This is a genomic window from Actinomadura sp. DC4 (assembly GCF_030406325.1).
Lineage (GTDB): Bacteria > Actinomycetota > Actinomycetes > Streptosporangiales > Streptosporangiaceae > Actinoallomurus.
In genome coordinates, this window is sequence record NZ_JAUEQY010000017.1 from 48,050 (window position 1) to 72,515 (window position 24,466).

Genomic DNA, 24,466 nt, shown 5'->3' on the forward strand with positions numbered 1-24,466 from the left:
GGTCGTGGACGGACGGCGGGCCGGAGCCGGCGTTCGTGAGGGGACCGTCCTGCAGGACCTCACCGGCCAACCCGAGATCCTCACCTCGCTCGGCGTCGCCGAGGACCGGATCTACCTCGACAAGCGACCGGCCGGTACCAGCGATACCAGCCTGCGCTCGGCCGGCCCTGGCCGCCGTACGCGCCGGCGACACCCTCGTGGTCGCGAGGCTCGACCGCTCGAACCCGTGCGCGTACGGGCGAGACCGAGGTCGCCGCGGGCGGGACCAGCAGGTACGCGTACAGGCTCGGTATCGCGATGGGCCGATCACGTCGTCGTCCCAGCGGCCCAGCGCGATCACCGCGCGTACCGGCGGTCGGTGGTGGCCCTCGACCGCGGCGCGGGCCTCCTCGTGCAGGGCCGGGCCGTTCTGCGGGACGACCGGCCGGCCGCCGGGTCGGCGACACCCGGGGCGCCGGGCGGAAGCATCTACGGCCTCCCTGCCCACACCCGATGACCTTTGGGCCAGGGCCGCCGGGAAGCCTCTGTCGGCCGGTGTTCCCCCGAGGAACACCGGCCGGGCTCAGAGGGTTGCGCGGGTCAGCGGACGATGAGGGCCTGGCGGCTGATGGGCAGGGAGTGCGCGGCCTCGTAGATGGCCGCGATCTCTTCGGGCGTGTAGCGGATCCGCCGGTTGCGGATCCAGTGGGGGAGACGGTGGGCCCGCAGCATCGTGATGCCCTCGGCGCTCACCCTGCCGCGCCGGAGGTCGCCGCCGTACACGACGAGCACCGGTTCGACGGGTACCTCGCCGTCGAGCCGCTTGCCCAGCATTTCGGCGGCCAGACGGGCGGTCTCGCGAAATTCGGCGGCCATCTTCTTACCCGGCCGTTCATCGACATATAGTGTGCCGCCGTATTCGGCTATTTCGGTCTCCGGCGGTACGGCCCGATTCTCGATGAGGAGCACGCCGGTACTCCCGATCACCAAATGGTCGAGCTGACCGCGCCCGGGGATGTTCCGGCCGTGCAGCACGCGGAATCCGCGCGGCTCGACGAACGCCCGCAGGATGCGTGCCGTACGGCGCTCGCCCCGCTGTCCCTTGCGCCACACGCTCTCGGCCGCGCGCTTGCGCCAGTGCCACAGAGCGTCGGCGCCCGCGGCCACCAGCGCCAGCAGCAGTCCCCACCACAACGACAGCACCCAGGTGCCGATGACCAGGGCCGCGGCGGCGATCGCGCCTCGGACCTGCAGCCGCCGGCGCAGGCCCTGCGCCCACAGCTGCTCGTGGATGGACTGCGGGGACCCGCCGACGAACGCGGGGTTGTCGGCAACGTAGATCGACTTACCTATCATTTTTCGAAGCCTTTCCGCGATACCGCCTTCATTGTTACCGGCAACGCGGAAAACTGCACTAGCAGGTAAGGAAGTTAGCTCCGGAATGTCAATCTTGCAGAATGTGTAATGCATCCGTTGATAAAACTTTCACTGCAAGGTACCGGACGGTACGAACGAGTCGCCCGAGGCTCCCGTGCAGCGGTGGCCGACCATGTCGGCAGCCGGTTGAACGGCCGACGATGTGTCACGCCCGGGCCGGATGGGCGGTCACGGGCCCGGGGCGACGGCGAGCACACAGGCGACCGGCGGGTCGAGGTCGAGGGTCCTGACGCTGAGCTGGGCGAAGCCGACCTGAGTGAGCAGGTCCTGGAGCTCTCGGGCGGCCCGGGCGGTGGTGTCCTCGGTGGCTCCGGGGCAGCGGGGCTGGCTGACGAGCGCGATGCGTCCTCCGGGGCGAAGCAGGCGGCGCAGCTCGCGAAGCCGCTCCACCGGGTCCGGCCAGAATCCCAGGGAGTTGACGGCGAGGATGACGTCGAGCGGGTCGCCGAAGTCCGGCAACCGTTCCACGGAGGACTGCGTGAGGTGTACGCGGCGGGCACGCACGGCGGCGGCGTTGCGCCGGGCGGCATGCCGGACCATGGCCTGGGAGTGGTCGACGCCGAAGACGTGGCCCCGGGTGGCGCGGCCGGCGAACGCGGCGATGGCGACGCCGGGACCGAAGCCGATCTCGAGCACCCGGTCGGTGGGCCGCACGTCCAGCAACGACACCGCCCAGATGTTCCGCTGCCGGTTGGAGGGGCGGAGGGCGAACATCCAGCCGTTCGCCCACCCGACGACGCCCTGAGGGTGATGGGCCTGGCGCACCAGATATCCGATCACGCGTTGCTTGAGGGCCGTACCCGCTGTCTGCATGATCGTCAGTGAACGGCTTCAAGTACGCTTGAAGTCAAATGGATGATCAGTTGACGATCGGTGAGCTGGCGAGCCGCACCGGTGTCGCCACCTCCGCGCTGCGCTATTGGGAGGAGATCGGCCTGCTCCCCGCGCCCGCGCGGGTCTCCGGCCACCGGCGTTATCCGCCGTCGGCGATCCGGCTGGTCGGGGTGGTGCTGTTGCTGCGCGACGTCGGCTTCACGCTGCGCGAGGTCACGACCTTCATCGGACCGCGGTCGCCGGCCGGGGACGGCCGGCGGGAGCTGTACCAGCGAAAACTCACCGAGCTGGACCAGCGGATCGCGCAGGCGCAGGTGGCGCGCACGGCCATCGCCCACGGCCTGGCCTGCCCGCACGAGGACATCTTCGAATGTTCCAACTTCGCCGGCGGGGTCGCGGCGTTCCTGGCGGGAGCTTCTCTCGAAGAGGCGCACGATCAGATCCACGCGAGCTGAGCCGCCAGAGAGCCCGCTGCGGGCCCAGGCCTATGTTGTCGCGCTGCACGGCCGCACCCGCGGGTGCTGCGAAGCCGCCAGCCAATCGGGCGAGAGGTTGCGCCCGCAGCGGGATGCTCTTTGGTGTGCCGAGCGGCCCCCCGGGGCCGCAAGGCACATTTCTCTCTTTACCCGCTGATACCGCAAGCTATACGGCTGAACTTCCGTCAAGAAGGACCTTGGCCACCAGCTTCGGGTCGTCGGCCATCGGCACGTGCCCGCAGTCGGGCAGCCACACGAACTTCACGTGCGGCAGGTTCTGCTGCGCCCGTACGGCCTGGCCGGTGCGCAGGAGCCGGTCCCGGGTGCCCCAGGCGATGGTCGCCGGTACGTCGCGCAGCGCGCCGTTGAAGGTGATGCCACGCCCGGCCCGCAGGGTCGGGGAGAATCCAACGGCGCCGCGCAGCGCGGCCGCGTCGGCGAGCAGCGTCTCGACGTCGATCAGATCCGGATGGCCGTAGATCATGCCGAACATGAGGTTCCGGCGGCGCGGTGAGCGCGCGAGCCGCCGCACCATCGGGGCGGGCAGTGCCGCGCCCAGCCTGCTGGCGCGCAGGACCGCCGCGGCGTACCGCAGCTCCATCGGCGTGAAGAACCCGGCCGGGGACAGCGCGGTCACCGAGCGGGCCAGTCCGCGGTCGGCCGCCTCCAGCGCGAACAGGCCGCCGAGGGAGTTGCCGGCCACGTGCGGGCGGTCCAGGCCGAGCTTGTCGGTGAACTCGCCCAGCACCGTGACGACCGAGTCCAGGTCGTACGGCATGCCGGGCGACAGGGGCGGGGAGGCGCCGAAGCCGGGAAGGTCGACGGCGATGACGTCGCGTTCTTCGGCGAGGAGGTCGATGACCGGCTCCCAGGCCTGCCAGCGGTGGCCGATCCCGTGCATGAGGAGCAGCGGCGGGCCATCACCCCGCCGCTCGAAAACGATGTCCACGCATCGACATTAAACCTAAGTTACTGGCCAGTCACCGTGATGGCGGTCACCCTGGACCGCCCGGAAGGAAGGTCGTAGATGATTCTGGTAACCGGAGCGACCGGCACGGTCGGGCGCCCTCTCGTCGAGCTCCTGCGCGCCGAGGGCGTCGCGGTCCGCGCCGTGACCCGCAACCCGCGCGCGGGCCTGCCGGAGGGCGTCGAGACGGTCGTGGGAGACCCCGCGGAGACGTTCGCGTCGGCCCTGGAGGGCGTCACCACCCTGTTCTTCAACCCCGCCGCGTTCGGCGCCGCCGCGGCCGAGGCCGTCGCGCGCGCCGGCGACCACGGGGTCCGCCGCGTCGTGCTGCTGTCGGCCCTGGCCGCGGGCAACGAGACGGGCCGGTACCTGACCGACGTCGCCGTCAGGAACCGGGCGATCGAGGACGCCCTCACCGCGACCGGCGCGGAGTGGACGATCCTGCGGCCCGGCGCGTTCGCCGCCAACAGCCTGGCCCCGTGGTCGGGGCAGATCCGCTCGGGCGACGTCGTACGGGGCGCCCACCCCGGGGCCGCGTCCGCGCCCATCCACGAACGCGACATCGCCGCGGTCGCCGTACGCGCCCTGCGCACCGGCGACCTGGCGGGCGGGCGGCACGAGCTGACCGGCCCGCGCTCGCTCACCCAGGAGGAGATGGTCGCCGCCATCGGCGCCGTGCTCGGCCGGAAGCTGCGCTATGAGGAGATCACGGCCGAGCGGGCCCGCGAGGTCCTGGTAGGGCACGGACTGCCCGAGGAGCACGCCGGGGCGCTCATCGCCCTGCAGGGCGCCTCCGTCGGGCGGCCCGCCTACGTCACGGAGGAGGTCGAGCGCATTCTCGGCCGTCCCGCGCTCACCTACGAGCGGTGGGCCGCCGACCACGCCGGGGCGTTCCGGGCCGGCTGACCGCTCAGCCTTCGAGCTCGGCCGCGACGCCCTCGAAGTCGCCCGGCTCCAGCGGCATCGCGCCCTCGCCGCGGAACACCTGCGTCTCGCCGGCCTGGCTGAGGTGCCGGCTGCACGCCCGGTCGAGGTAGGCCTCGACCAGCCGGGCGTTGGTGAGACGCCCGCGCCCGCGCAGCCGGCCCAGGTCGCGCCGTACCACCGCCCACGCCTCCCGGGTCGGCTGCAGGTGCCGTTCGGCGGCGAGCAGGGCGGCCAGCTCCACGCGGGTGTCGGCGTCGGACAGGTCCGGCAGGCGGATGATCCGGAAGTCGGTGACGAGCTCGGGGCCGACCTCGCTGAGGGCGCTCAGCCGCTCCGGCGCGCAGGTGGCGGTGATCGTGGTGTCGCTGACGCCCTCGACCCGTGCCCGGTAGAGCGCCGCGGCGTACGCGGCGCCGCGGTCGTCGTCGAGCAGGAGGGCGTCCAGGCCCTCGATCAGCAGCGTGTGCCCGGCGTACTCGGCGAAACGTTCGCGCAACTGCCGGGGGTCGGTCTCGGCCAGGTCGTCGGCGTCGAGCGTGTGCACGTCGCCGCTGCTCACACCGCCCTCGGCGAGCGCGCGGGCGATCATGCGGGTGAGGCGGCGCTGCCCGCAGGAGATGTCGCCGACGAGGAGCACGGCCGGGGCCGAGGCACTGGAGACCTCCTGGCCGCGCAGGCTCTGCACCCACTTGCCGCGCCGGCGCAGCTCGGTGAGCAGCCGCTCGACGTCGTCGTCGCCGGGCAGGAACCTGATGCCGTGCGCCTCCACGGGGTTGGAGGCCACGGGGTCGGGCGTGACCGCGGTGGGCGGTACGGGCTGGGTGCCCGGCCACGATGTCGTCCCGGGCATGGCCTCGGGCGGGGGAGAGGTCTCCGGCCAGGCCGTCGTGCCCGGTTGTGAGGGGGCGGATGCCTGGGGCGGAGGTGAGGCGCCCGGCCAGGCCGTCGTGGCGCCCTGCGCGGGCGGGGCCTCCTCGGCGTCGGCCTTGCGCTGTTCGGCCAGGTGCGCCCGCGCCGCCTCGATGATCTCCCAGGGGCTCATCGACTCGCCGGCCACCGGGTCGGGCGCCGCGACGAGGCTGTTCATCAGGGCCGACGGCACGGTGAAGCCCGGCCTCGGCGGGGCCAGGCCGGCGAGGCGGCACCAGGACAGGTCGGTGGAGTAGGACGCGGCCAGCAGCGTCCGCAGGATCTGCGGGTCGGCGCCGGCGACCGCGTCGGGCAGCGCCCCGCCGACCGGCCACAGGCGCCGCAGCGGATGGCCGGGCTGGGAGAAGGACTGCAGCGTGCGTACGGCTTCGGGGTCCAGCCAGGCCATCGCGGTGCTCGCGGCGCCGGGCGCGCCCTCAAGGTCCGCGGCGAGCAGGGCCAGCGCGACGCGGCGCGCCTCGGCCGGTCCGCTCGCCGCCGAGGGCAGCGCGGCGGCCGCGGCGGCCAGGTCATAGCAGGCGAGCCGGAAGTGGTCGCCCGGGGCGGCCTCGCGCAGCAGCGCGACGCGCAGTTGCGGCGGGCAGCGGCGCAGCCACTCCTGGATGACCGCAGCGTCGCCGAAGCGGATGCCGCCGTGGTCGCGCTGGACCATCTGCAGGGTCGCGCCGGACATCGCCGACAGGGCGTCGGCGCGCGGCTGGAAGACGGCGCCGCCGCGCAGCGTCTCGGCCGTCTCCCACACGGTGCGGGCGACGTGCGCGGCGCCCATCGGGTCGTTGTTCCGCAGGCGCTCGGCGTACGCGCCGGCGATCAGCGACAGGTCCGGCTGCAGGAACCAGCGCGGCCCGCCGTCGGCGCCGCTGAGGTAGCGGGAGAACAGGCCGAGGATGGGATGGTCGGCGTCGGCGACCGGTGCGCCCGCGCACCACAGCACCGAGAACAGGCAGACCGCGATCGGGCTCGGCGTGCCGGGCACGAACTGCGGGTCGTGGATCGGGAACTGCGCCGGGTTGACGTTGCCGGCGGTGGCGAGCACCTGCTGGAGCCGGGCGAGCAGCTGCGGAGGGGGCGGCGCGCCGAACAGCCCGTCGCCGGCCAGCGCGCCGGGGGTCAGGTCCGGGCCGGCCGGCATGATCGAGGGGGGTACGGGCGGGCTGCCCGCACCCGGTGGCGCGGGCATCATCGACTGGCGTACGGCCGGGTCGAACGGCGGCGGGCACAGGTGCCAGTTGCCCTCCAGCCCGCAGCGGTACCAGCGGCCCCACACCCCGAACAGCCACCACTCGCCGGCGCCGGCGAGCATCCGCGAGGTGATCGCCTGGGCGCGCTGCGGCGGAACGGCGCTCATCCACCATGGCGAGGCGGTCATGGCGCGGACGTCCGTTTCGATCGCTGCGAACGGGTCTGCGGTGGGCGCGCCGGGTGCCTGCCAAGTCACCCTGGGCATGGTAGTGCTTCGCGACAATCCGATTGTCGTAGGTAAGGACCATGATGTAGTTATGCTCCTTAACTGCGACGAAAGAGGTGCTTGATGAATGCCGTACGGCTGAAGGCGTGGGGCCTGGGATTCGGGGTCTTCTCCTCGGTCGCCTTCGGGACGTCGGGTTCGTTCGGCAAGGCGCTGATCGGCGCCGGCCTGTCGCCGTTGCAGGCGTCATGGGTCCGCGTGGCGGCGGCCGCGCTGGTCCTGCTCCCGGTCGCGCTGGTGCTGCGCCCGCGCGCCACCGCGCTGGCCGTACGGCACCACTGGCGGCTTCTCGTCCCGCTCGGCCTGGTGGGCGTGGCGGGGTGCCAGACGTTCTACTTCGTGGCGGCCTCGCGTCTGCCGGTCGGGGTGGCGATCCTGCTGGAGTTCACCGGCCCGGTGCTCGTGGTCGGCTGGACGCGTTTCGTGCTGCGCACCCCCCTCCCGCGCTCGGCCGCGCTCGGGGTGGCGATCGCGCTGGCCGGGCTCACCTGCGTGGTCGAGGTCTGGTCGGGGCTGCGGCTGGACCTGCTCGGCGTGCTGGCCGGGCTCGCCGCGGCGGCCTGCCAGGCGGCGTTCTTCCTGCTCGCCGACCGGGCGAGCGGCCGGATCGACCCGCTGGTGATGACCGCCGGCGGGTTCGCGGTCGGGGCGGTGACCATGGCCCTGGTCGTCCCGCCGTGGCATGTCCCCTGGCACGTGATAGGGGGGAACGTGGCGTTCGGCGACCACACCGCGCCCGGCTGGCTCCTGCTCACGCTGCTGGTGCTGGTCAGCACCGTCATCGCGTACGTCGCCAGCGTGGCGGCCGTGCACCGGCTGTCGGCGCCGATCGCGGGCGCGGTGGGCTATGTGGAGGCGGTCGCCGCGTCGGTGTTCGCCTGGCTGACTCTGGGCGAGCACCTGTCCCCGGTCCAGATCGCGGGCGGAGTGATCGTGCTGGCCGGCGCGTTCGTCGCCCAGCGCTCGGTCGCCGCGCGCGAGCCGGTGCCCGGGGAGGTGCTCGTCGTCGAGCCCGCCGTCGTCACGCGTGCCGGCGGATGAACGTCCGGGTGCCGGCCGTCACGGCGGCCACCGCGAACGCCAGCGACACCACCACGCCGGCCGCGAGGGCGCCCGAGGCGTAGTGGCCGGCGAAGGCCGCGCGCAGTCCCTCGACCACGTAGCGGAAGGGCGTCGCGCGAGAGATCGCGTCCAGCCAGCCCGGCGCCGTCGACATCGGCAGCAGCGCCCCCGACAGCAGCAGCATCGGCACGATGAACGTACTGGCCATCGGCGCGAACATCTCCTGCCGCCGCAGCACGAGTGCGAAGGCGTACGACAGCGAGGCGAGGCTGACGGCCAGCGGCACCAGCAGCGCCACGCCGATGAGCAGCCCGGCCACCGGCACGCGGAAGCCGAAGGCGAACCCGAGCGCGACGACCAGGGCCGACTGGCCCAGCAGCACGACGACGTTGGTCAGGACCCGGCCCAGCAGCAGCGCGGTGCGGCCGGCCGGGGTGACCCGCTGCCGTTCGAGCACGCCGAAGCGCGCGTCGAAGACGATGCCGAACCCGGCCAGGCCCGCGCTGAGCAGGGCGAGCTGCATCAGCACGCCGGGGACGAACACCTGCCAGCTGTCCGGCCCGAGGTAGGCGCTCAGCAGCGGGCCGAACAATGCGAGGTTGAGGACGGGCTGGACCGCGCCGAAGACCAGGCCGGCCTTGCCGCCCATCGTCAGCCGTAGCTGGTGGCAGAAGATCAGCCAGATGTCACGCAGCACGGGAGCCCTCCCGGGCGGTGAGGGCCAGGAAGACGTCGTCGAGGGTCGGCCGGGTGAGCCGGATCGAGCGCGGCCGTACGCCCCCGGCGTCCAGGGCCCGGGTGAGCTCGAGGAGGATGCGGTCGCCGTGCTCGGCGGTGATGCGGAGCGTGTCGCCGCTGACCTGCACGTTCCGTACGGCGGTCAGGCCGGAAAGCGCGGCGCGGGCCTGGCCGGCGTCGCCGTCGATCTCCACGGTGACGATGTCGCCGGACAGCCTGCGCTTGAGGTCGTCGGGGGTGCCCTCACCGACGATCCGGCCCTGGTCGATGACGAGGATCCGGTCGCACAGCGCGTCCGCCTCGTCCAGGTAGTGCGTCGTCAGGAAGACCGCGGTGCCGTGCCCGTCGCGCAGCCGCCGGACGTCGCGCCAGACCTCGGCGCGGCTCTGCGGGTCCAGCCCGGTGGTCGGCTCGTCCAGGAAGAGCAGCTCCGGCGTGTGGACGATGCCCAGCGCGATGTCGAGACGGCGTTTCTGCCCGCCGGACAGCGTCCCGATCACGCGGTCGGTGAGGCCGAACCGCTCCAGCAGCGCGCGTGAGCGGGCCTCCGGGTCCGGCACCCGGTACAGCCGCGCCTGCAGGAGGAGCTCGCGCATCGCGGTGCAGGCGGGGTTGGTGCCGCCGCCCTGGGCGACGTAGCCGATCCGGCGCCGTACGGCGGCCGGGTCGCCGGTCAGGTCGCGGCCGGCGACGGTCGCCGTGCCGGCGGTGGGGTGGAGCAGGGTCGTGAGCATTCGCAGCGTCGTCGTCTTGCCCGCGCCGTTCGGGCCCAGGAAGCCGACGATCTCTCCCGCGTCAACGGTCAGGTCGACGCCGCGTACCGCCTCGGCGCCAGAAAAGGACTTGGCGAGGCCACGCGCCTCGATGACGTGTTCCATGCGGTCGACCCTGGCACATTTTTGGTGTCACTACAAATTTTAAGTGACACCAAGATGGATACGATCGACGGATGGCGGAGGAACTGAGCCTGCGCGAGCGCAAGAAGCGGGAGACCCGCGAGCGCATCGCGGACGTGGCCATGGGCCTGTTCATGCTGCGCGGCTTCGACCGGGTCACCGTCGCCGAGGTCGCCGACGCCGCCGGGGTGTCGGTCAACACGGTGTTCAACTACTTCCGTACCAAGGAGGACCTCTTCTTCGACCGGCAGGAGGCCGCCGTCGAGAGCCTCGGCCGCGTCGTGGCCGCCCGCGCCCCGGGCGAGTCGGCCGTCGAGGCGGTACGCCGCGACTTCGAGGCCGCGCTGGACCAGCGCGACTGGCGGTACGGCATCACCGGCGGCGCCCCGGACTTCTTCCGCATGGTGACCGAGAGCCCGGCCCTGTCGACCCGGATCCGCGAGATGGGCGCGCTGCGCGAGGAGTACCTCGCCCGCGTCCTCGCCGAGGAGACCGACGCCGGCCCCGACGACCCGACGCCACGGCTCGTCGCCGCCCAGCTCGTGGCGCTGACCCGTACGGTCTCAGAGGAGTTCCTGCGGCGCCGCCTGGCCGGAGAGCGCGTGGAGACCGCCGTCCCGGCGGCACGCGCCGCCGCCGGCCGCGCCTTCGACCTGCTCGAGTCCGGCGTCGGCGACTACGCGGTGAAGGCCACGTCCTCCCAGCCTTGACGGCGCGCGAACCCGGGTAGGTGCCTGGTAGGGGTCCGGGCGGCACGCCCGGAAAGGGGGGATCCGGTTGAGAGTCGTCGTCGATCTCACGCGCTGTCAGGGGTATGGCCAGTGCGTCTTCATGGCGCCCGAGGTCTTCGCCATGAGCGGCCGTGAGGCGCTCGCCTACGATCCCGACCCGCCCGAGGCGCTGCGCGAGCACGTCCTGCGGGCCGCGGCGGCCTGCCCGGTCCAGGCCCTGCACGTCGACCGCGTCTGCGCGCCGGACCCGGACCGCGCCCCCGGCCCGTACCCGGCCCAGGGCGATGACGGTTTCACCGGCCGCGTCGTCATCGTCGGTGCCTCCCTGGCGGGCCTGCGGGCCGCCGCGGTGCTGCGCCGGGAGGGGTTCACCGGCACGCTGACGATGATCGGCGACGAGCCGGGGGAGCCCTACGACCGGCCGCCGCTGTCCAAGCAGGTCCTCACCGGCCAGGTGGCCGCGAACGGCACCTCGCTGCCCCGGCTCGCCGACCTGGGCGCCGAATGGCTGTGCGGGGTGCCCGCCACCGGCCTCGACCTGGACCGCCGCCGGGTCATCCTCGCCGACGGCCGCGACGTCACCTTCGACCGCCTGCTCATCGCCACCGGCACCCGCGCCCGGCCCTGGCCCGACGCCGCGGAGGCCGCGCTCGACGGGGTCTTCACGCTCCGTACGGCCGAGGACGCCACGCGCCTGCGGCGGCGGCTCGCGTCCGGCACCGGCCGGGTCCTGGTCATCGGGGCCGGCTTCACCGGCTCGGAGATCGCCTCGGTCTGCCGGCAGCTCGGCCGCCCGGTGACCGTCGCCGAACGCGGCCCGGCGCCGCTGGTCGGCGCACTCGGCGGCGTGGTCGGCTCGGTGGCGGCCGACCTGCAGCGCGCGCACGGCGTGGACCTGCGCTGCGGCGTCAGCGTCACGGCCCTGGAAGGCGACCCCGAGGACGGCGGCCGGCTGCGGCGCGCCCGGTTGTCCGACGGCGACGTGCTCGAGGTCGACCTGGCCGTCGCCGCGCTCGGCGCGCTCCGCAACGTCGAGTGGCTGGAGGGCTCGGGCCTGGCGGCCGGGCCGTGGGGGGTCGCCTGCGACACGGGCTGCCGCGTCTTCGACATCAACGGCCTGGTCACCGACGACGTCTTCGCCGCGGGGGACGTGGCACGCCTGCCCCACCCGGTCTACGAATACCAGTTCCTGACCCTGGAGCACTGGGGGAGTGCCGTCGCCCAGGCCGAGGTCGCCGCGCACAACATGGTCAGCGGCCAGAGCCGCCGCTGGCCCCACCTGGCCCTGCCGGTCTTCTGGTCCAGCCAGTTCGGCATCGAGATCAAGTCCGTGGGCGTCCCGACGTTCGCCGACGAGGTGATGATCACCCAGGGTGCCGCCGAGGAGTTCCGGTTCGTCGCCGTGTACGGCTACCGCGGGCGGGTCACCGCCGCCGTCACCTTCGACCAGGGCACGTGGCTGGAGTTCTACCAGGGCCTGATCGAACAGGCCGCACCGTTCCCGCCGCGGTTCCGCACCGTCCACGGAGCCGGTGCGCCGTCACCGGTCCCGGCCGGGGTGCCCGACCGGGTCGCCGCCGGCCACGGCGCGACCGTCGTCGTGACCGGCCACGACCCGGCCGAACGCCGCGCCTCACTCGTGCACCGGCCCGTACGTCGCTGACCATGAAAGGAGGCCTCGCATGACCGAGAGCCACGCGTTCGGGCGGATTCTCGACCACGCCGGCCGCGCCGACCCGTACCCGCTGTACGCCGAGCTCCGCAAGACGCCCGTGGCGCCACAGGAGGACGGCAGCTACGTCGTCAGCACCTACCACGAGATCGTCGCGCTGCTGCACGACCCGCGCATCAGCTCGGACCGCCGCAACCTCGACGACCGCTTCGACGCCCGCGAGTTCGGCGCGCCCGGCCAGGAGCCAGCCTTCATCGCACTCGACCCGCCCGAGCACGACCGGCTGCGCGGGCTGGCGATGCGCCACTTCGGGCCGCCGGACGCACCGGACCGGCTCGAGCGGCTCCGCCCGGAGCTGGGCGCGATCGTGACCGGTCTGATCGACGCCCTCGCCGGTCAGCACCGCGCCGACCTGGTCGAGGCGGTCGCCTACCCGTTCCCGGTGGCGGTGATCTGCCGGCTGCTCGGCGTACCGCCCGGGGACGAGCCGCGGTTCCACGTGTGGTCCACCGAGATCGTCGACTCGGTCGGGCCCGGAGAGAACGACATGGCCTCGCGCCAGAGCCACCGGGAGCGGGCCGCCACCGCGCTCAACGGCTACCTGGCCGGCCTCGCCGAGGCCCGCCGCGGCGCCCCCGGTGATGACCTGCTGTCCGGCCTGCTCACCCGTGACCGCGACGGCGCGTGCATGTCGCCGGCCGAGGTGGTCAGCACCGCGACGCTGCTGCTGATCGCCGGGCACGAGACCACCGTCAACCTCATCGCCAACGGCGTCCTCACCCTGCTGCGCCACCCGGCCCTTCTGGAGCGGCTGCGCCGCGAACCGGGCCTGGTCGTGGGGGTGGTGGAGGAGCTCCTGCGGTACGAGCCGCCGGTGCACTTCCCGGCGACGCGGGTGGCGCTGGACGACATCACCATCGGCGAGGTCACGATCCCGCGCGGCGCGCCGATCGTGCTCGCGCTCGCCGCGGGCAACCGTGACCCGGACTACGTCCAAGCGCCCGAGCGCTTCGACCCGTGCCGCGAGGCCAACCAGCACCTGGGCTTCGGCGGCGGCCTGCACTACTGCTTCGGCGCGCCGCTGGCCCGGCTGGAGACCCAGATCGCATTGGGAGAGCTCGCACGGCGGCTGCGGAAGCCCCGGCTGGTCGCCGACCCGCCGCCGTACCGGCCGAGCTCCTCACTGCGCGGCCCCCGGCACCTGCTGGTCGACTTCGACGGCATCGGCCCCTGACGGATCACCCGCGCGCGAGCGTCCACGCGGTGATCGTGAAGGTCAGCGTGTACGACGACGTCAGCTTCACCAGCTTCAGCGCGTTGACCTGGTTGGGCCGGACCGTCACCAGGCAGATGTGCATGCCCTTCGCCAGATCGTCGAAGGACAGCTGGGTGATCGGTTGCCTGTCGATCGCCTTCAGGCAGGTGGCGGCGTCCGGCGTGGAGGAGACGACCGCGAAGGACGCGTCGTCGCCGGGGGTGAGAACCGGCCGCTCCCCGGGCAGGCGTACACCAGGTCATCGGTGTCCTCGCTGCCGAGGTCGACCTTGGGACCCGAGGCCGAGAGCGTCACGCCCCGATCCCAGTACGTGTCGCACCCCTCTCCCGGGACGGTGAACCGGGCGTCCTCGTAGACCACAGTGGGGGACCGGGAGGCCAGAGCCGACGCGCTCGGGGGCCGGCCCGAGTGTTCCTTGTCCGATACGGCGGCCAGAACGTAGACCAAGACGACGAGGGCGATGGCGATGGCGATGACCCCGGGCACCGGGACCCCGCGTCGCCAGGCGCGTTTCGGCGGCGGTGGCAGCCAAGGGGGCCGTGGCCAAGGGGGCGGCACGGGCCAGAAGACCCTCGTCGGGTACGTCGGAGGCGGGCCCGGCGGCGGAGGCGGCAGCGGGACGGCCGAAGCGGCGAACGACGCGAACGCGTCGGCGATGACCGGCGGCAGCCATGGGGCGATCCGCATCGTCTGCCCCGCGGTCTGGGCGCGGGCGAACTCCACGATCTCCTGCGGCGCCGGCCGTTCGCCGTCCTGCTTGGCGAGGCAGCGTTCGAGGAGATCGCGCAGAGCGTCGGGGCAGCCGCCGAGCTCCGGCGATTCGTTGATGATCCGGTAGAACAGCGCGTCCTGGTGACCCTCGCCGAAGGCGGTCCGCCCGGTCGCCGCGTACATCGTGAGCTGGCCGAGCGCGAAGACGTCGGTCCGCGACGTCACCGGCCGGCCGAGGATCTGCTCGGGCGCCATGTACGTCGGCGTGCCCACTCGTACGCCCGTCCGCGTCGCCGAGGTGGACTCGGCGGCGTGGGTGATCCCGAAGTCGATCACGCGCGGGCCGTCGTCGGCCAAGAGCACGTTCGCGGGCTTCAGGTCGCGGTGGACCAGACCGGCCGCGTGGATCGTGATGAGCGCCTCGGCGGCTCCGGCCAGCAACCGGCAGACCGTCGGAACCGGCAGCGGCCCGTGCTCGGCCACCGCCTCCTGTAACGACGGTCCCGGCACGTATGCGGTCGCCAGCCACGGCAGAGCCGCCTCGGCGTCGGAGTCCACGACCGGCGCGGTGTAGATGCCCTGCACCCGCTGGGCCGCCGCGACCTCCTGCCGGAACCTGCGCCGGAACTCGTCGTCCTCGGCGAACTCGGGCCGCAAGACCTTGATCGCGATCGCCCTGCCACCCGGGGTGAAGGACAGGTAGACCCGGCCCATCCCGCCCATGCCCAGCCTGGCGCGCAGGAGGTAACCAGAGATCATCGTCGGATCGTCCGCCGCGAGCGGGGAGAAACGGGCCAAGGCCCCTCCCAGAGTCGAACAACGCCCCCCTGATCCGCGAGCCTAACCCGGCGCCGGCCGACATCGCCCTTTCGGCCGCCAGACGGTGGTTTCGGCCTTTTCCGGAAGTGCTTTCGCGCAACCGGTTGCCAGGTCGCGGGGTTCTTCTGCGGACCTGTCCACGACATCCGGAGGATCCGTGTCACCCCCCTCGCATCGGCGGCGGCTCCTCGCCGTGCTGCTCATCGGCCAGTTCATGGCCAACATCGACGTCGCGATCGTCAACGTCGCCGGCCCCGCGATCCGGCACGGGCTGCACGCCTCCGGCGGCGCGCTGGAGTTCGTCGTCTCCGGTTACACGCTGGCCTACGCCGTGCTGCTGGTGACCGGCGCGCGGCTCGGCGACACCCGCGGCCACCGGCGCATGTTCCTGGCCGGGCTGGGCGGTTTCACGCTCGCCTCGCTGGCCTGCGGCCTGGCGCCGGAGGAGTACACACTGATCGTGGCCCGGATCCTCCAGGGCTCGGCGGCGGCGCTGATGGTGCCCCAGGTACTGTCCGGGATCCACGTGCACTTCTCCGGGCCGGCCCGCGCTCGCGCCCAGGCCATGCTCGTGCTCGCGCTGTCCGGCGGCGCGGTGGCCGGGCAGGTGCTCGGCGGCGTGCTCGTCAGTGCGGACCTGTTCGGCCTCGGCTGGCGGCCGGTCTTCCTCATCAACGTGCCGATCGGCGTCCTGCTGCTCGCCGCCGGGGCGCGGGTGCTGCCCGCCGACCGCGGCGGCGCGGCCAAGCGGCTCGACCTCGGCGGTGTGGCGCTGCTGTCGGCTGCGGTCCTGCTCGCCGTCGTGCCGCTGGTGTTCGGCCGGGACCTGCACTGGCCCGCCTGGACCTGGGTGAGCATGGCGGCGAGCGTGCCCGTGCTCGCGGCGTTCGTCGGCCGGCAGCGACGCGTCGCATCGCGCGGCGGCGACCCGCTGCTGAACCTGGACGTGCTCACCCGCCCCCTCGTACGGCGGACGATGACGGCGCACTTCGCCGCCACCGGCACGTACTTCTCGATGCTGTTCGTCGTGGCCGTCCACCTCCAGCAGGGCCTGGGTCGCAGCCCGCTGTACTCGGGGATGGCGCTGGTCTCGTGGGTGGCCGCGTTCGGTGTCGCCGGGCCGCTGTCCGCGCGGTTGCCGGCCATCCTGCGATGGCACGCCGCGCCGGTCGCGTACGTCATCCTCGCCGCGGCCTACCTCGCCCTCGGCCTGGCCGGGGCGGGCGGTACGGCGATGATCGTCCTGCTCGGCGTCGGCGGTTTCGGCCTTGGGATGGGGTTCACCGCGCAGCTCGGGCGGCTGACCTCGGCGCTGCCCGCGCGGTACGCGCCCGACGTCAGCGGCCTGGTCAACACGACCGCGCAACTGTCGGCCATGGTCGGCGTCGCGACGTTCGGCACGCTCTACCTGGCCATGGCGGGCCGGCCCGCGCACGCCTTCACCGTGGTCATGGCCGCCTTCGCCGCCACGGCGCTGGTCGCGGCCGTGTCCGCGCACGCCGCCGGCCGGGCGGTCGGCGCGGAGGTGGACGCCGGCCTGGCCGCCGTACCCGGAGAGACGGCCACGCCGGTCCGGTGACAGGCCCTAGCATGACCGAGATGTCCGACCTGACGCCTCCGGGCTGGTACGAGGACCCGTACGGCACGCCAGGCCTGATGCGCTGGTGGGACGGCCGGGAGTGGACGGAGGCGGCTCCGCCGGCGGGCCGCGGCGCGCTCCCGTGGCTGCTCGCCGCGGGTTCGGGCGTCCTCGTCATCGTGGCCGTCGTGGTCGCGACCCTGTTCGTCCTCCGCGACGAAGGAGGCGGCGGGGGCGAGCGCGGCACCTCCACCGTGCCGGTGCCGCCCTCGCCGGCGAACCGGTCGGCGGTCACCGGCACGGTCATCGACGCGTCGTCGGGCCTGTCCTACGCCCGGCTGGGCTCTCCGTGGACGGCCGCCGACAGCGGGTGGCTACGCCCGGACCTGTTCAGCGCGGGCGAGGTGTCGGTCGTGCAGTCGCCGTTCGAGCAGTACGCGAGTTTTAACGCGACCAGCCTGTCCGGCGTGCCGCGGACGGCCGAGAGCAGCGGCTACACCGGTCCGCGCGACCTGCCGGCCGTCGGGCGGCGCGTCACCGCCCGCATCCTCACCGAGCACTTCGCCATGGCCAAGACCCGGACGACGCTGTCCTCCGCGGCCCGTACGGTCGGCGGGCACCGGGCCTGGCTCGAACGGTTCCGGCTCGACTTCACCGAGGCCCGGTCGCGCGGCTGGAAGTTCACCGCCGACACGGTGGCGATCCTCATCGTCGACCGCGGCGACCGGCGGCTGGGGGAACTGTGGGTCTCGGTCCCCGACTCGTTCCCGGACCAGGGCGACCTCGACCAGGTGCTCGACTCGGTCACGGTGAGCTGACCGGCGCCCCGTCGATCGCGGGGCCGATGTTCCTGACCACGCCGGGCCAGCCGCCGCCCATGAAGCGGCGCGAGTACGCCTGGTAGGGGTCGTCCGGGTCGAAGCCGTCGTGTTCGAGGAACAGGCGGGTGCCCTCGCCCTCGGGTTCGAGGGTGAACGTCACCGTGGAGTCGAGCCCGCTCTCGTCGGAGGGCGCGGCGCACCAGCTGATCTTGAGCATGCGCTCGGGCTCGAAGCCGAGCACCTCGCTGTGCCCGGTGCCGCCGAAGCCCGCCTTCGGCAGCGGCGTGCCCTGGAAGAGGAAACGGTGCCCGACCTCGAGGCGGAAGTCGTTCGGCATGAGCCAGCGGGCCAGCAGGTCCGGCTCGGTCAGCGCACGCCACACCGCGGCGGGCGGGTGCGGCAGGAACTCATCGACGCGGATCGTCCTCGGGTCCTCGGTCACGGGTTCTCCTCATTCATCGGTACGGCCAGGCCGACGAATATAGGTAGGAGATCTCCTACCTGTCAATCGTAGGGAATCTCCTACCCGTATGCCCGATACGCGGTGACTGTGGCATGCTCCCGTTCATGTTCAGGCGGCTGATCGCGGGGATCCTCGCACCCGTCATCGTGCTCGTCGGCTTCTACCTGTGGGGCAACGGCCACCCGTACACGGTCACCCGGTCCGTGGAGATCGCGGCGTCCGCCGCGAAGGTGTGGGACGTGCTGACCGACCTGCCCGCCTACGACCACTGGAACCCCGAGATCACCTCCGCGGAGGGCCACCTGGCCAAGGACGCCACGCTGACCCTCCGCGTCCGCTCCGGCGGTGGCACCGACACCGTCCGCCCGTCCGTGACGATCGTGACGCCGGGCCGCGAGCTGCGCTGGCAGAGCCGGTTCCGCGACATCGGCCACCTGGCCGACGGCGAACAGCGGTTCACGATCGAGGCGGCCGGCCCCGACCGGGTGCGGTTCACCCAGGCCCAGACCTTCCGCGGCATCGCCGTGCCGTTCATGCACGGCACACTGGCGTCGAGCTGCTCCCGCTTCGACGCGATGAACGCCGCGCTGAAGACCCGCGCCGAGTCGAAGAAGGGCTAAAGGTCTAGCCGCCAGTCGTTGCAGCGCATGGCGTGCCCCGGCGGATACTCGAAGTCGCACTCACCCAGGAGGGAGAAGCCGAGCTTGCGGCAGATCGCGTTGGACGCGGGATGGCCGGCCGACGGATAGGCGTGGAGATAACGGTGCCGGCGCTCGGCGCGGGCGGCGGCGACCACGGCGACGCCGGCCGCGGTGGCCAGCCCCCGGCCCGCGAACTCCGGCAGGACGCTCCAGCCGGTCTCATAGACGGTCTCGCCGCGCCAGGCACGCTCCCAGTACCCGATGCTGCCCACGACCTCGCCGCCCGGGAGTGCGACGACCCGGAACATCACGCCGTCTTCCCCCGGGTCGAGATAGCGCCGGTGGCGCTTGAGGATCTGCTCCTCGGTCTCCGGCCCGCCGAGGTGCGTCATCATCTCGGGCGCGTTGAGGCGCCGCAGAAGGTCGAGATCGTCGTCGGACCAGGGCTCGATCCGTACCGGTGAGGCGGTCATGCCGGTATGCTACCGGCATACAAAAGTTTGTCGAGAGAAAACTTCGGAGTCCATGACCACCGACGCCCACCCCCCGATCGGGCCACGCCTGCGACGCGCCAGGCGGGAACGCCGGCTGACGATCGAGCAGCTCGCCAGGGCCACCGGGCTGACCAAGGGCTTCCTCTCCCAGGTGGAGCGCGACCGCGCCAACGTGTCCGTGGCCTCCCTGCTGAGGATCTGCGACGTACTCGGCGTCCGCGTCGGGGAGCTGTTCGACGACGAGCAGTTCGGCCTGGTCACGGCCGAGCAGAGAGCCGCGCTCCACTTCGGCGGGACCGGGGTACGCGACTTCCTCCTCACCCCGCGGTCGAACCGGCGCATCCAGGTCCTCCACTCGACCGTGGCGCCCGGCGGGAACAACGAAGAGGACGGCGAGCCCGCCTACCGGACCATCTCCGACGCGCAGTTCATCCACGTCACGAAGGGCGAGTTCGAGATCGCCCTCGACGGCGAGGTGTTCCGCCTGCGGGCCGGCGATTCGCTCACCTTCACGGGCCGCGAACGCAAGACCTGGCGCAACCCGTCGGCCGAGGACACCGAGCTGCTGTGGATGCTCACCCCCTCGCTGTTCTGACGCGGTCGCAAGCACCGCGAGGCCCTCCCCGGCCACACCGTCCTCGGACCAGGCCGAGCCCGAGTAAGACCGGTTCACCTCCTGACGGGTCGCCCGCCGCTGCGGGACTCGCGCGGCACTACCGGGGCGTGCTCGCCGGCGGCGCCGTGGTCCGGCCCTCGGCCGGAGCCGGCCGGTTTCGGAGAAGAAGCGCGATGACGCTTCGGACGGTGAGGAAGGTCACCGGACTCTCGCATGTCCTGCACGGCCAGGAGCTTCCGGTAGAGATCGGGGTTTCCCGCCGCGCGGGCCATGACACGGTCCATCGACCGCTGAGCGATGTGTGCCGTGATCCCCTGACGGTCGTCGACCCACGCCTCGTCGGTGCTGGTCGCCATCGTCCACGGTAGGCGGATGACTCTCGCGGCTCGGTTCTGGAACCGCAGGACGTGCTCCCCACGGTCCAGGGATCGGGCCAGCTCGAGTGCCTGCAAGGCCGCGACGGTTATTCCCTGTGCATAGACCGGGTTGAACACGCACACGGCGTCGCCGATTGCCGCGAGCCCTTCAGGCCATTCCTTGCACCGGTGGATGACTTTCCAGCGGTTTCCGAGATTGGCGAAGTGGTGGATCGGCCCGATCGGGTGGTGGCCGTGGATGAAGTCGGCGACCGCGCGCTGGGGGAGGCTTGCGGCGAACCGGGTGAACTCCTCTTCCCGCGGCGGGCATCCGTCGACGCCGAAGAGCGTGAGGATGCTCGTGTCGTTCTCCAGAAGGCCGAACGCGCCGCCCCGTCGTCTTCGGGGTGCGTGACAGTGGTTTCCCACGATCGCCAGATCGCCTTCCGGGCGCCCCGCGTACAGGCGCGAGGTGTAGGACATCCGCGGGTTCGCGGACAGCTCGCGTGGTGCTGGGATTCCTGCGTCGCCGATCCAGCGGACGAGTCGCGACGCTCGCCCGGAAGCGTCCATCACAAGGTCGGCCTCGATGCTGCGGGTCACGTCACCGGCCGTTCCGGTGACGCCTCGGACCTTCCTGCGATCGGCCCAGAGGAGGTCATCCACCCGGAACCCGTCGACGTAGTCCACGTTGTCGAGGGCCATGACCTGCTCTCGCAGCTGCTGGTCCAGGATCGGGCGGCTGAAGGACTGCACGCGGACGCCGCTTCGGACGGTCGGAGTCCAAAAGATGTGCTCCCATTCCTCATCACCGCGCAGGACCTGGTGGAGGCCGGTGAGAATCGGCTTACGGCCGCTGCACCGTCCGGTTCCAACCCGGGAGTCGTTTTCGGGAACGGTAGATAAAGACATGTGACACGAAAGGCTGAGGCGGCCGAATCGAGCCGACTTGACACCTCTTATCGTTGCAAGAGTCTGCACTCTGACCGCCTGTCGCGCAAGATCAAACTTGCAGAGCGCTTCCCGGCAACTGGTCAGTAAGGCCGTGACCAGTGAGCCTTTCCGTTATGCGTTCGCTTCGCGGATCTGTAGGACGCGGAGGCCGTGCGCGCCCGCTCAGTAGGTCAGGGTCGAACGCGACAACGGCGGCGAAGAGCGATAGAAAGGCACGCGGAACGAAAGGCCATTCGAGCGGGAAGGAGAACAGTTATTAAGATCAAGCTCCTCGACAAGAAGCAGACCACGGGTGTCGGCGGCGAGGGCCGGCAACCGTCCTCCCCGCCGCGCCATCGGACAAGGGAAGAGATGACCCTTGCGCCCTTTTAGTTCCCGTTCCGCGGCATACGTTCTCGTTCCACCACCGTAGGCGAACCCTCGGCGTCCTGGAGTCGTGCTCAAGGTAGATTCGTCGCGGACCGTGGAACATCGTGCGGCATCGGATCTGAGATCGATGGTCGGTGGAACGGAGACAACGACCGTGACTGACGCGTCCGCCACGTACGGGTCGCCTGATCGCACCGACGTACGGATCCTCCGCGGTGTGGTGCTGCCCCGGGTGACCTCCGCGGCCGCCGCCGAGCTGTTCTCCACCGGCGAGGTCCGCCCGACCGCCGCCCTCGAGGTGCTGGGCGATCCGGTCGTGGCCGAGCCGGAGCGCCCCCTCCCGGCGTGGGAGGCGCCGCGCCCGCCCTCTGCCAGGCGCGGCGGGCGCGCGCTCCTCGGGGCCGGCGCACTCGTCGGCGCCGCGATCGTCGTGGGGCTCCTCATCGTGTGGTTCCCCCACGATGAGCATCCGACCCAATCCGTGGCCAGGCCCGGGGCCGGCACGCTCCCACGCGTGACGCCCAGCGGCCCCACGGAGGCCACCACGACGCCCGGCCCGGTCTCGACCGGCGTACGCGAGCGGAAGGGCGCGGCCCCGGCGCCGACCACGTCCAGCCCGGCCGCGCACCGGAAGTTCTCGGTCGTGGCCGGCCCCGGGTGCACCGGCGGCGCCTACGCCCGGGTCGGGTACTACACCGACGGCAGGTCGGGCTGGCTCGCCGGGTCGCAGGGCTACGCCGCCGCGGGCTGTGACGGACGCTTCGACTCCCTGCCGATGTCGGGGACCACCACGGGCGACGACCCGGGCCTGTGGGCGCGGTGGACGTTCGACCCCGGGTCGCACCACCACTGCAAGGTCGCCGTCTTCACACCGGACAACGGCAGCAGGGTCTACGTCGGCGGGAGCCCCGCGCACTACTCCGTCCACCTCGTGAGCGGCGACACCGCGGTCACCGGATTCCACATCGACCAGCCGCACACCCTCGGACGATGGGTCACCGGCCGGTCGTTCACCGCGCCGAGCGCGTTCTACGTCCGCCTGGACAACACCGGCAAGGACTGGTCGGGCGACACCAAGACCTACGCCCACGTCGCCGCCGCCCAGGTCCACGTCGTCTGCACCTGACCCGGCCCCGGGGTCAGTGCACGGAGAAGCCGCCGTCGATGAAGATCGACTGGCCGGTGACGTACGACGACGCCGCGCTCGCGAGGAAGACCGCCGCGCCCGCGAAGTCGCCGGGCAGGCCGTTGCGGCCGATGAGCGTACGGGCCGCCATGGCGGCGTGGCGGTCCGCCGGGATGTGGGTGACCAGCGGCGTCACGACGAAGCCCGGCACCAGCGCGTTGCAGCAGACGCCGCGCGCCGACCACGCCTCGGCCTGGGAGCGGGTCAGCGCGACCAGGCCGCCCTTGGAGGCGCCGTACGCTCCGCTGTTGCCGAACGCGCGGAAGGACTGCTGGGAGGCGACGTTGATGATCCGCCCGTGACCGCGCTCGGCCATGCCGGGCCCGTACCGCTGGCCGAGCAGGAACGGCGCGTCGAGGTTGACCGCCATCGTCTGGTCCCAGGCCGGCTCGTCGAGCTCGTCCATGTGCGGGCGCAGGTTGATGCCCGCGCAGTTGACCAGGATGTCCGGCTCGCCGAACGGGCGCGCGGCCTCGTCGCCCGCGCGGTGCGCCTGCGCGCGCTCGCCCAGGTCGGCGACGACATACGCGGTGCGGTCGCCGAGCTCGGCGGCCGTCTCGCGCAGCCCGGCCTCGCGGCGGGCGATGAGGACGACGCTCGCCCCCGCTCCCGCGAGGGCGGCCGCGATGGCGCGGCCGATCCCGGAGCTGCCGCCGGTCACGACGGCGACCCGGCCGGTCAGCCCGAACGTCTCCTCGAGAAAGCCCGTCACGGGCGCACACGCTATCCCGTCGCGACTTCCGGCCGGGACGGTCGGACATAATTCGACGTCGGACACCGTCAGAGGGAGGCCGTGCTGGACACCGTCGTCGCCGAGGCCGTCTCGGTCGTGTCACTGCTGGCGGTGCTGGCCTTCGCGGTCGCCCGCCCGCGGCGGCTGCCGGAGGCGGTCGCGGCGGTCCCGGCCGCGGGCCTGGTCATCGCGATCGGCGCGGTGTCGCTCTCGGAGGCGTGGTCGCAGGTCAGGAGTCTGCTTCCGGTCGTCGGGTTCCTCGCGGCGATTCTGGTGCTGGCGCAGCTGTGCGACGACGAAGGGCTGTTCACCGCCGCCGGGGACCTGATGGCGCGCGCCTGCCGCGGCGATCCGCGGCGGCTCCTGGCCGGCGTGTTCGTGGTGGCCTCGCTGGTCACCGCGGCGCTGAGCCTGGACGCCACGGTCGTCCTGCTCACGCCGGTGGTGTTCGCCACGGCCGCGCGCTCGGGCGTGCGGCCGCGGCCGCACGTGTACGCCTGCACGCACCTGGCCAACGCGGCGTCGCTGCTGCTGCCGGTCTCGAACCTGACGAACCTGCTGGCGTTCTCCGCGAGCGGCCTGTCCTTCGCGCGGTTCGCCGCGCTGATGGCGCTGCCGTGGCTGGCCGCCGTCGCGGTGGAGTACATCGTCTTCCGCCTCTTCTTCCGTACCGACCTGGCGGCCCGCACCGGCGGCGTCGAGGCGGCGGCGCCCCCGGACGTGCCGGTGTTCACGCTGGTGGTGCTGGCGCTCACCCTCGCCGGGTTCGCGCTGGTCTCCCTGGCCGGGCTGAGCCCCGCGTGGGCTGCGCTGGGCGGCGCGGCCGTATTGGCCGTACGCGCGCTGTCGCGGCGGCGCACCACCGTACGCGGCGTCGTGAGCGCGGCCGGGCCGCTGTTCTGCGTGTTCGTGCTCGCGCTCGGCGTCGTGGTCAAGGCCGTGGTGGACAACGGGCTGGGCGACGCGGCCGGGCGGATCCTGCCGCACGGGTCGAGCCTGCTCGCGCTGCTGGCCGTGGCGGCGGTCGCGGCGGTCCTGGCCAACCTGATCAACAACCTGCCGGCCGTGCTGGCGCTGGTGCCGCTGGTCTCGGCGGGCGGGGCCGGCCCGGTGCTCGCCGCGCTGATCGGGGTGAACCTGGGGCCCAACCTGACTTATGTCGGGTCGCTGGCGACGCTGCTGTGGCGCCGGGTCCTGCACGAACGGGACGAGGAACCGGCGCTGGGCGACTTCACTCGCCTGGGCCTTGCGGCGGTTCCGGCGACATTGGTGGCCGCGACGGTGGCACTCTGGGCGATGCTGAAGGTGATCGGAGCCTGATCGGAGGCCGG

The 24,466-nt window shown here is 72.6% G+C and carries 23 protein-coding genes; 12 read left to right on the plus strand and 11 right to left on the minus strand.

Translation table 11 applies throughout. From position 1 onward, the window contains the following. Positions 1-579: 579 nt before the first annotated feature. Both QWU11_RS26635 and QWU11_RS26640 read right to left on the minus strand, forming a co-directional pair. Positions 580-1,335: a nuclease-related domain-containing protein gene (locus QWU11_RS26635; protein WP_290117151.1), complete on the minus strand. Its 756-nt coding sequence runs from the start codon at positions 1,333-1,335 to the stop codon at positions 580-582. Positions 1,336-1,584: 249 nt separating this feature from the next. Further along, positions 1,585-2,229, minus strand: coding sequence for a class I SAM-dependent methyltransferase (locus QWU11_RS26640; protein ID WP_290117152.1), 645 nt, complete (start codon positions 2,227-2,229; stop codon positions 1,585-1,587). A gap of 38 nt (positions 2,230-2,267) precedes the next feature. On the opposite strand from QWU11_RS26640, the gene QWU11_RS26645 reads away from it, so the two are divergent. Beyond that, on the plus strand, positions 2,268-2,705 hold the full coding sequence (locus tag QWU11_RS26645) for a MerR family transcriptional regulator (protein WP_290117153.1): 438 nt from the start codon (positions 2,268-2,270) through the stop codon (positions 2,703-2,705). 187 nt (positions 2,706-2,892) lie between these two features. Here the strand turns inward: QWU11_RS26645 and QWU11_RS26650 are convergent, their stop codons facing one another. Beyond that, positions 2,893-3,675 carry an alpha/beta fold hydrolase gene (locus tag QWU11_RS26650; RefSeq protein WP_290117154.1) on the minus strand — a complete coding sequence of 261 codons (783 nt, stop codon included), beginning with the start codon at positions 3,673-3,675 and terminating at the stop codon, positions 2,893-2,895. A 78-nt stretch (positions 3,676-3,753) separates the two neighbouring features. Between QWU11_RS26650 and QWU11_RS26655 the strand changes: the two genes are divergently transcribed. Then, positions 3,754-4,599: an NAD(P)H-binding protein gene (locus QWU11_RS26655; RefSeq protein ID WP_290117155.1), complete on the plus strand. Its 846-nt coding sequence runs from the start codon at positions 3,754-3,756 to the stop codon at positions 4,597-4,599. A 4-nt stretch (positions 4,600-4,603) separates the two neighbouring features. On the opposite strand, the gene QWU11_RS26660 is transcribed toward QWU11_RS26655, so the two are convergent. Next, positions 4,604-6,988 (minus strand): hypothetical protein, encoded by a 2,385-nt coding sequence (locus QWU11_RS26660; protein ID WP_290117156.1) that lies wholly within the window; start codon positions 6,986-6,988, stop codon positions 4,604-4,606. A gap of 93 nt (positions 6,989-7,081) precedes the next feature. Between QWU11_RS26660 and QWU11_RS26665 the strand changes: the two genes are divergently transcribed. Then, positions 7,082-8,059, plus strand: a complete 978-nt coding sequence (locus QWU11_RS26665; protein WP_290117157.1) for a DMT family transporter — start codon at positions 7,082-7,084, stop codon at positions 8,057-8,059. Here the strand turns inward: QWU11_RS26665 and QWU11_RS26670 are convergent. Beyond that, positions 8,040-8,777 carry an ABC transporter permease gene (locus QWU11_RS26670; RefSeq protein WP_290117158.1) on the minus strand — a complete coding sequence of 246 codons (738 nt, stop codon included), beginning with the start codon at positions 8,775-8,777 and terminating at the stop codon, positions 8,040-8,042. The genes QWU11_RS26665 and QWU11_RS26670 overlap by 20 nt on opposite strands. Beyond that, positions 8,767-9,696, minus strand: coding sequence for an ATP-binding cassette domain-containing protein (locus QWU11_RS26675; protein ID WP_290117159.1), 930 nt, complete (start codon positions 9,694-9,696; stop codon positions 8,767-8,769). The genes QWU11_RS26670 and QWU11_RS26675 overlap by 11 nt, the downstream gene beginning before the upstream one ends. A 71-nt stretch (positions 9,697-9,767) precedes the next feature. Here QWU11_RS26675 and QWU11_RS26680 point away from each other — a divergent pair, with 71 nt between their 5' ends. The 3 genes from QWU11_RS26680 (at position 9,768) to QWU11_RS26690 (ending at position 13,351) form a co-directional block, all read left to right on the plus strand. After that, positions 9,768-10,424, plus strand: a complete 657-nt coding sequence (locus QWU11_RS26680; RefSeq protein ID WP_290117160.1) for a TetR/AcrR family transcriptional regulator — start codon at positions 9,768-9,770, stop codon at positions 10,422-10,424. Positions 10,425-10,491: 67 nt separating this feature from the next. Beyond that, positions 10,492-12,108 (plus strand): FAD-dependent oxidoreductase, encoded by a 1,617-nt coding sequence (locus QWU11_RS26685; RefSeq protein WP_290117161.1) that lies wholly within the window; start codon positions 10,492-10,494, stop codon positions 12,106-12,108. Between the two features lie 19 nt (positions 12,109-12,127). After that, on the plus strand, positions 12,128-13,351 hold the full coding sequence (locus QWU11_RS26690; RefSeq protein WP_290117162.1) for a cytochrome P450: 1,224 nt from the start codon (positions 12,128-12,130) through the stop codon (positions 13,349-13,351). A 180-nt stretch (positions 13,352-13,531) separates the two neighbouring features. Here the strand turns inward: QWU11_RS26690 and QWU11_RS26695 are convergent, their stop codons facing one another. Beyond that, complete coding sequence (locus tag QWU11_RS26695; RefSeq protein ID WP_290117163.1) at positions 13,532-14,863, minus strand: serine/threonine-protein kinase; 1,332 nt, start codon at positions 14,861-14,863, stop codon at positions 13,532-13,534. Between the two features lie 217 nt (positions 14,864-15,080). Here QWU11_RS26695 and QWU11_RS26700 point away from each other — a divergent pair, with 217 nt between their 5' ends. After that, positions 15,081-16,502: an MFS transporter gene (locus QWU11_RS26700; RefSeq protein WP_290117164.1), complete on the plus strand. Its 1,422-nt coding sequence runs from the start codon at positions 15,081-15,083 to the stop codon at positions 16,500-16,502. 20 nt (positions 16,503-16,522) lie between these two features. After that, positions 16,523-17,320, plus strand: a complete 798-nt coding sequence (locus tag QWU11_RS26705; protein ID WP_290117165.1) for a DUF2510 domain-containing protein — start codon at positions 16,523-16,525, stop codon at positions 17,318-17,320. On the opposite strand, the gene QWU11_RS26710 is transcribed toward QWU11_RS26705, so the two are convergent. After that, positions 17,307-17,765, minus strand: a complete 459-nt coding sequence (locus QWU11_RS26710) for an SRPBCC domain-containing protein (RefSeq protein WP_290117166.1) — start codon at positions 17,763-17,765, stop codon at positions 17,307-17,309. The two genes, QWU11_RS26705 and QWU11_RS26710, sit on opposite strands and share 14 nt — an antisense overlap. Positions 17,766-17,890: 125 nt before the next feature. On the opposite strand from QWU11_RS26710, the gene QWU11_RS26715 reads away from it, so the two are divergent. Then, entirely contained in the window at positions 17,891-18,406 is a 516-nt protein-coding gene (locus QWU11_RS26715; protein ID WP_290117167.1) for an SRPBCC domain-containing protein, read from the plus strand. On the opposite strand, the gene QWU11_RS26720 is transcribed toward QWU11_RS26715, so the two are convergent. Further along, positions 18,403-18,900 carry a GNAT family N-acetyltransferase gene (locus QWU11_RS26720; RefSeq protein ID WP_290117168.1) on the minus strand — a complete coding sequence of 166 codons (498 nt, stop codon included), beginning with the start codon at positions 18,898-18,900 and terminating at the stop codon, positions 18,403-18,405. The genes QWU11_RS26715 and QWU11_RS26720 overlap by 4 nt on opposite strands. 52 nt (positions 18,901-18,952) lie before the next feature. On the opposite strand from QWU11_RS26720, the gene QWU11_RS26725 reads away from it, so the two are divergent. Beyond that, a complete protein-coding gene (locus tag QWU11_RS26725) occupies positions 18,953-19,516 on the plus strand; it encodes an XRE family transcriptional regulator (RefSeq protein WP_290117169.1) in 564 nt (187 codons plus the stop codon). Between the two features lie 74 nt (positions 19,517-19,590). Here QWU11_RS26725 and QWU11_RS26730 read toward each other — a convergent pair whose 3' ends face one another. After that, the gene (locus QWU11_RS26730) at positions 19,591-20,874 is read right to left on the minus strand and encodes a hypothetical protein (protein ID WP_290117170.1); all 1,284 of its coding nucleotides are present in this window, start codon (positions 20,872-20,874) and stop codon (positions 19,591-19,593) included. Between the two features lie 496 nt (positions 20,875-21,370). Between QWU11_RS26730 and QWU11_RS26735 the strand changes: the two genes are divergently transcribed. Continuing rightward, entirely contained in the window at positions 21,371-22,342 is a 972-nt protein-coding gene (locus QWU11_RS26735) for a hypothetical protein (RefSeq protein WP_290117171.1), read from the plus strand. Between the two features lie 13 nt (positions 22,343-22,355). Here QWU11_RS26735 and QWU11_RS26740 read toward each other — a convergent pair whose 3' ends face one another. Beyond that, positions 22,356-23,114 carry an SDR family oxidoreductase gene (locus QWU11_RS26740; protein ID WP_290117172.1) on the minus strand — a complete coding sequence of 253 codons (759 nt, stop codon included), beginning with the start codon at positions 23,112-23,114 and terminating at the stop codon, positions 22,356-22,358. Positions 23,115-23,195: 81 nt separating this feature from the next. On the opposite strand from QWU11_RS26740, the gene QWU11_RS26745 reads away from it, so the two are divergent. Then, positions 23,196-24,455, plus strand: a complete 1,260-nt coding sequence (locus QWU11_RS26745; protein ID WP_290117173.1) for an SLC13 family permease — start codon at positions 23,196-23,198, stop codon at positions 24,453-24,455. Positions 24,456-24,466: the final 11 nt, after the last annotated feature.

Coding starts and splice junctions, on each gene's coding strand:
- QWU11_RS26635 (WP_290117151.1), bottom strand. CDS start 1,335: ATGATAGGTAAGTCGATCTACGTTGCCGACAACCCCGCGTTCGTCGGC.
- QWU11_RS26640 (WP_290117152.1), bottom strand. CDS start 2,229: ATGCAGACAGCGGGTACGGCCCTCAAGCAACGCGTGATCGGATATCTG.
- QWU11_RS26645 (WP_290117153.1), top strand. CDS start 2,268: ATGGATGATCAGTTGACGATCGGTGAGCTGGCGAGCCGCACCGGTGTC.
- QWU11_RS26655 (WP_290117155.1), top strand. CDS start 3,754: ATGATTCTGGTAACCGGAGCGACCGGCACGGTCGGGCGCCCTCTCGTC.
- QWU11_RS26665 (WP_290117157.1), top strand. CDS start 7,082: ATGAATGCCGTACGGCTGAAGGCGTGGGGCCTGGGATTCGGGGTCTTC.
- QWU11_RS26675 (WP_290117159.1), bottom strand. CDS start 9,696: ATGGAACACGTCATCGAGGCGCGTGGCCTCGCCAAGTCCTTTTCTGGC.
- QWU11_RS26680 (WP_290117160.1), top strand. CDS start 9,768: ATGGCGGAGGAACTGAGCCTGCGCGAGCGCAAGAAGCGGGAGACCCGC.
- QWU11_RS26690 (WP_290117162.1), top strand. CDS start 12,128: ATGACCGAGAGCCACGCGTTCGGGCGGATTCTCGACCACGCCGGCCGC.
- QWU11_RS26695 (WP_290117163.1), bottom strand. CDS start 14,863: ATGATCTCTGGTTACCTCCTGCGCGCCAGGCTGGGCATGGGCGGGATG.
- QWU11_RS26705 (WP_290117165.1), top strand. CDS start 16,523: ATGTCCGACCTGACGCCTCCGGGCTGGTACGAGGACCCGTACGGCACG.
- QWU11_RS26715 (WP_290117167.1), top strand. CDS start 17,891: ATGTTCAGGCGGCTGATCGCGGGGATCCTCGCACCCGTCATCGTGCTC.
- QWU11_RS26720 (WP_290117168.1), bottom strand. CDS start 18,900: ATGACCGCCTCACCGGTACGGATCGAGCCCTGGTCCGACGACGATCTC.
- QWU11_RS26725 (WP_290117169.1), top strand. CDS start 18,953: ATGACCACCGACGCCCACCCCCCGATCGGGCCACGCCTGCGACGCGCC.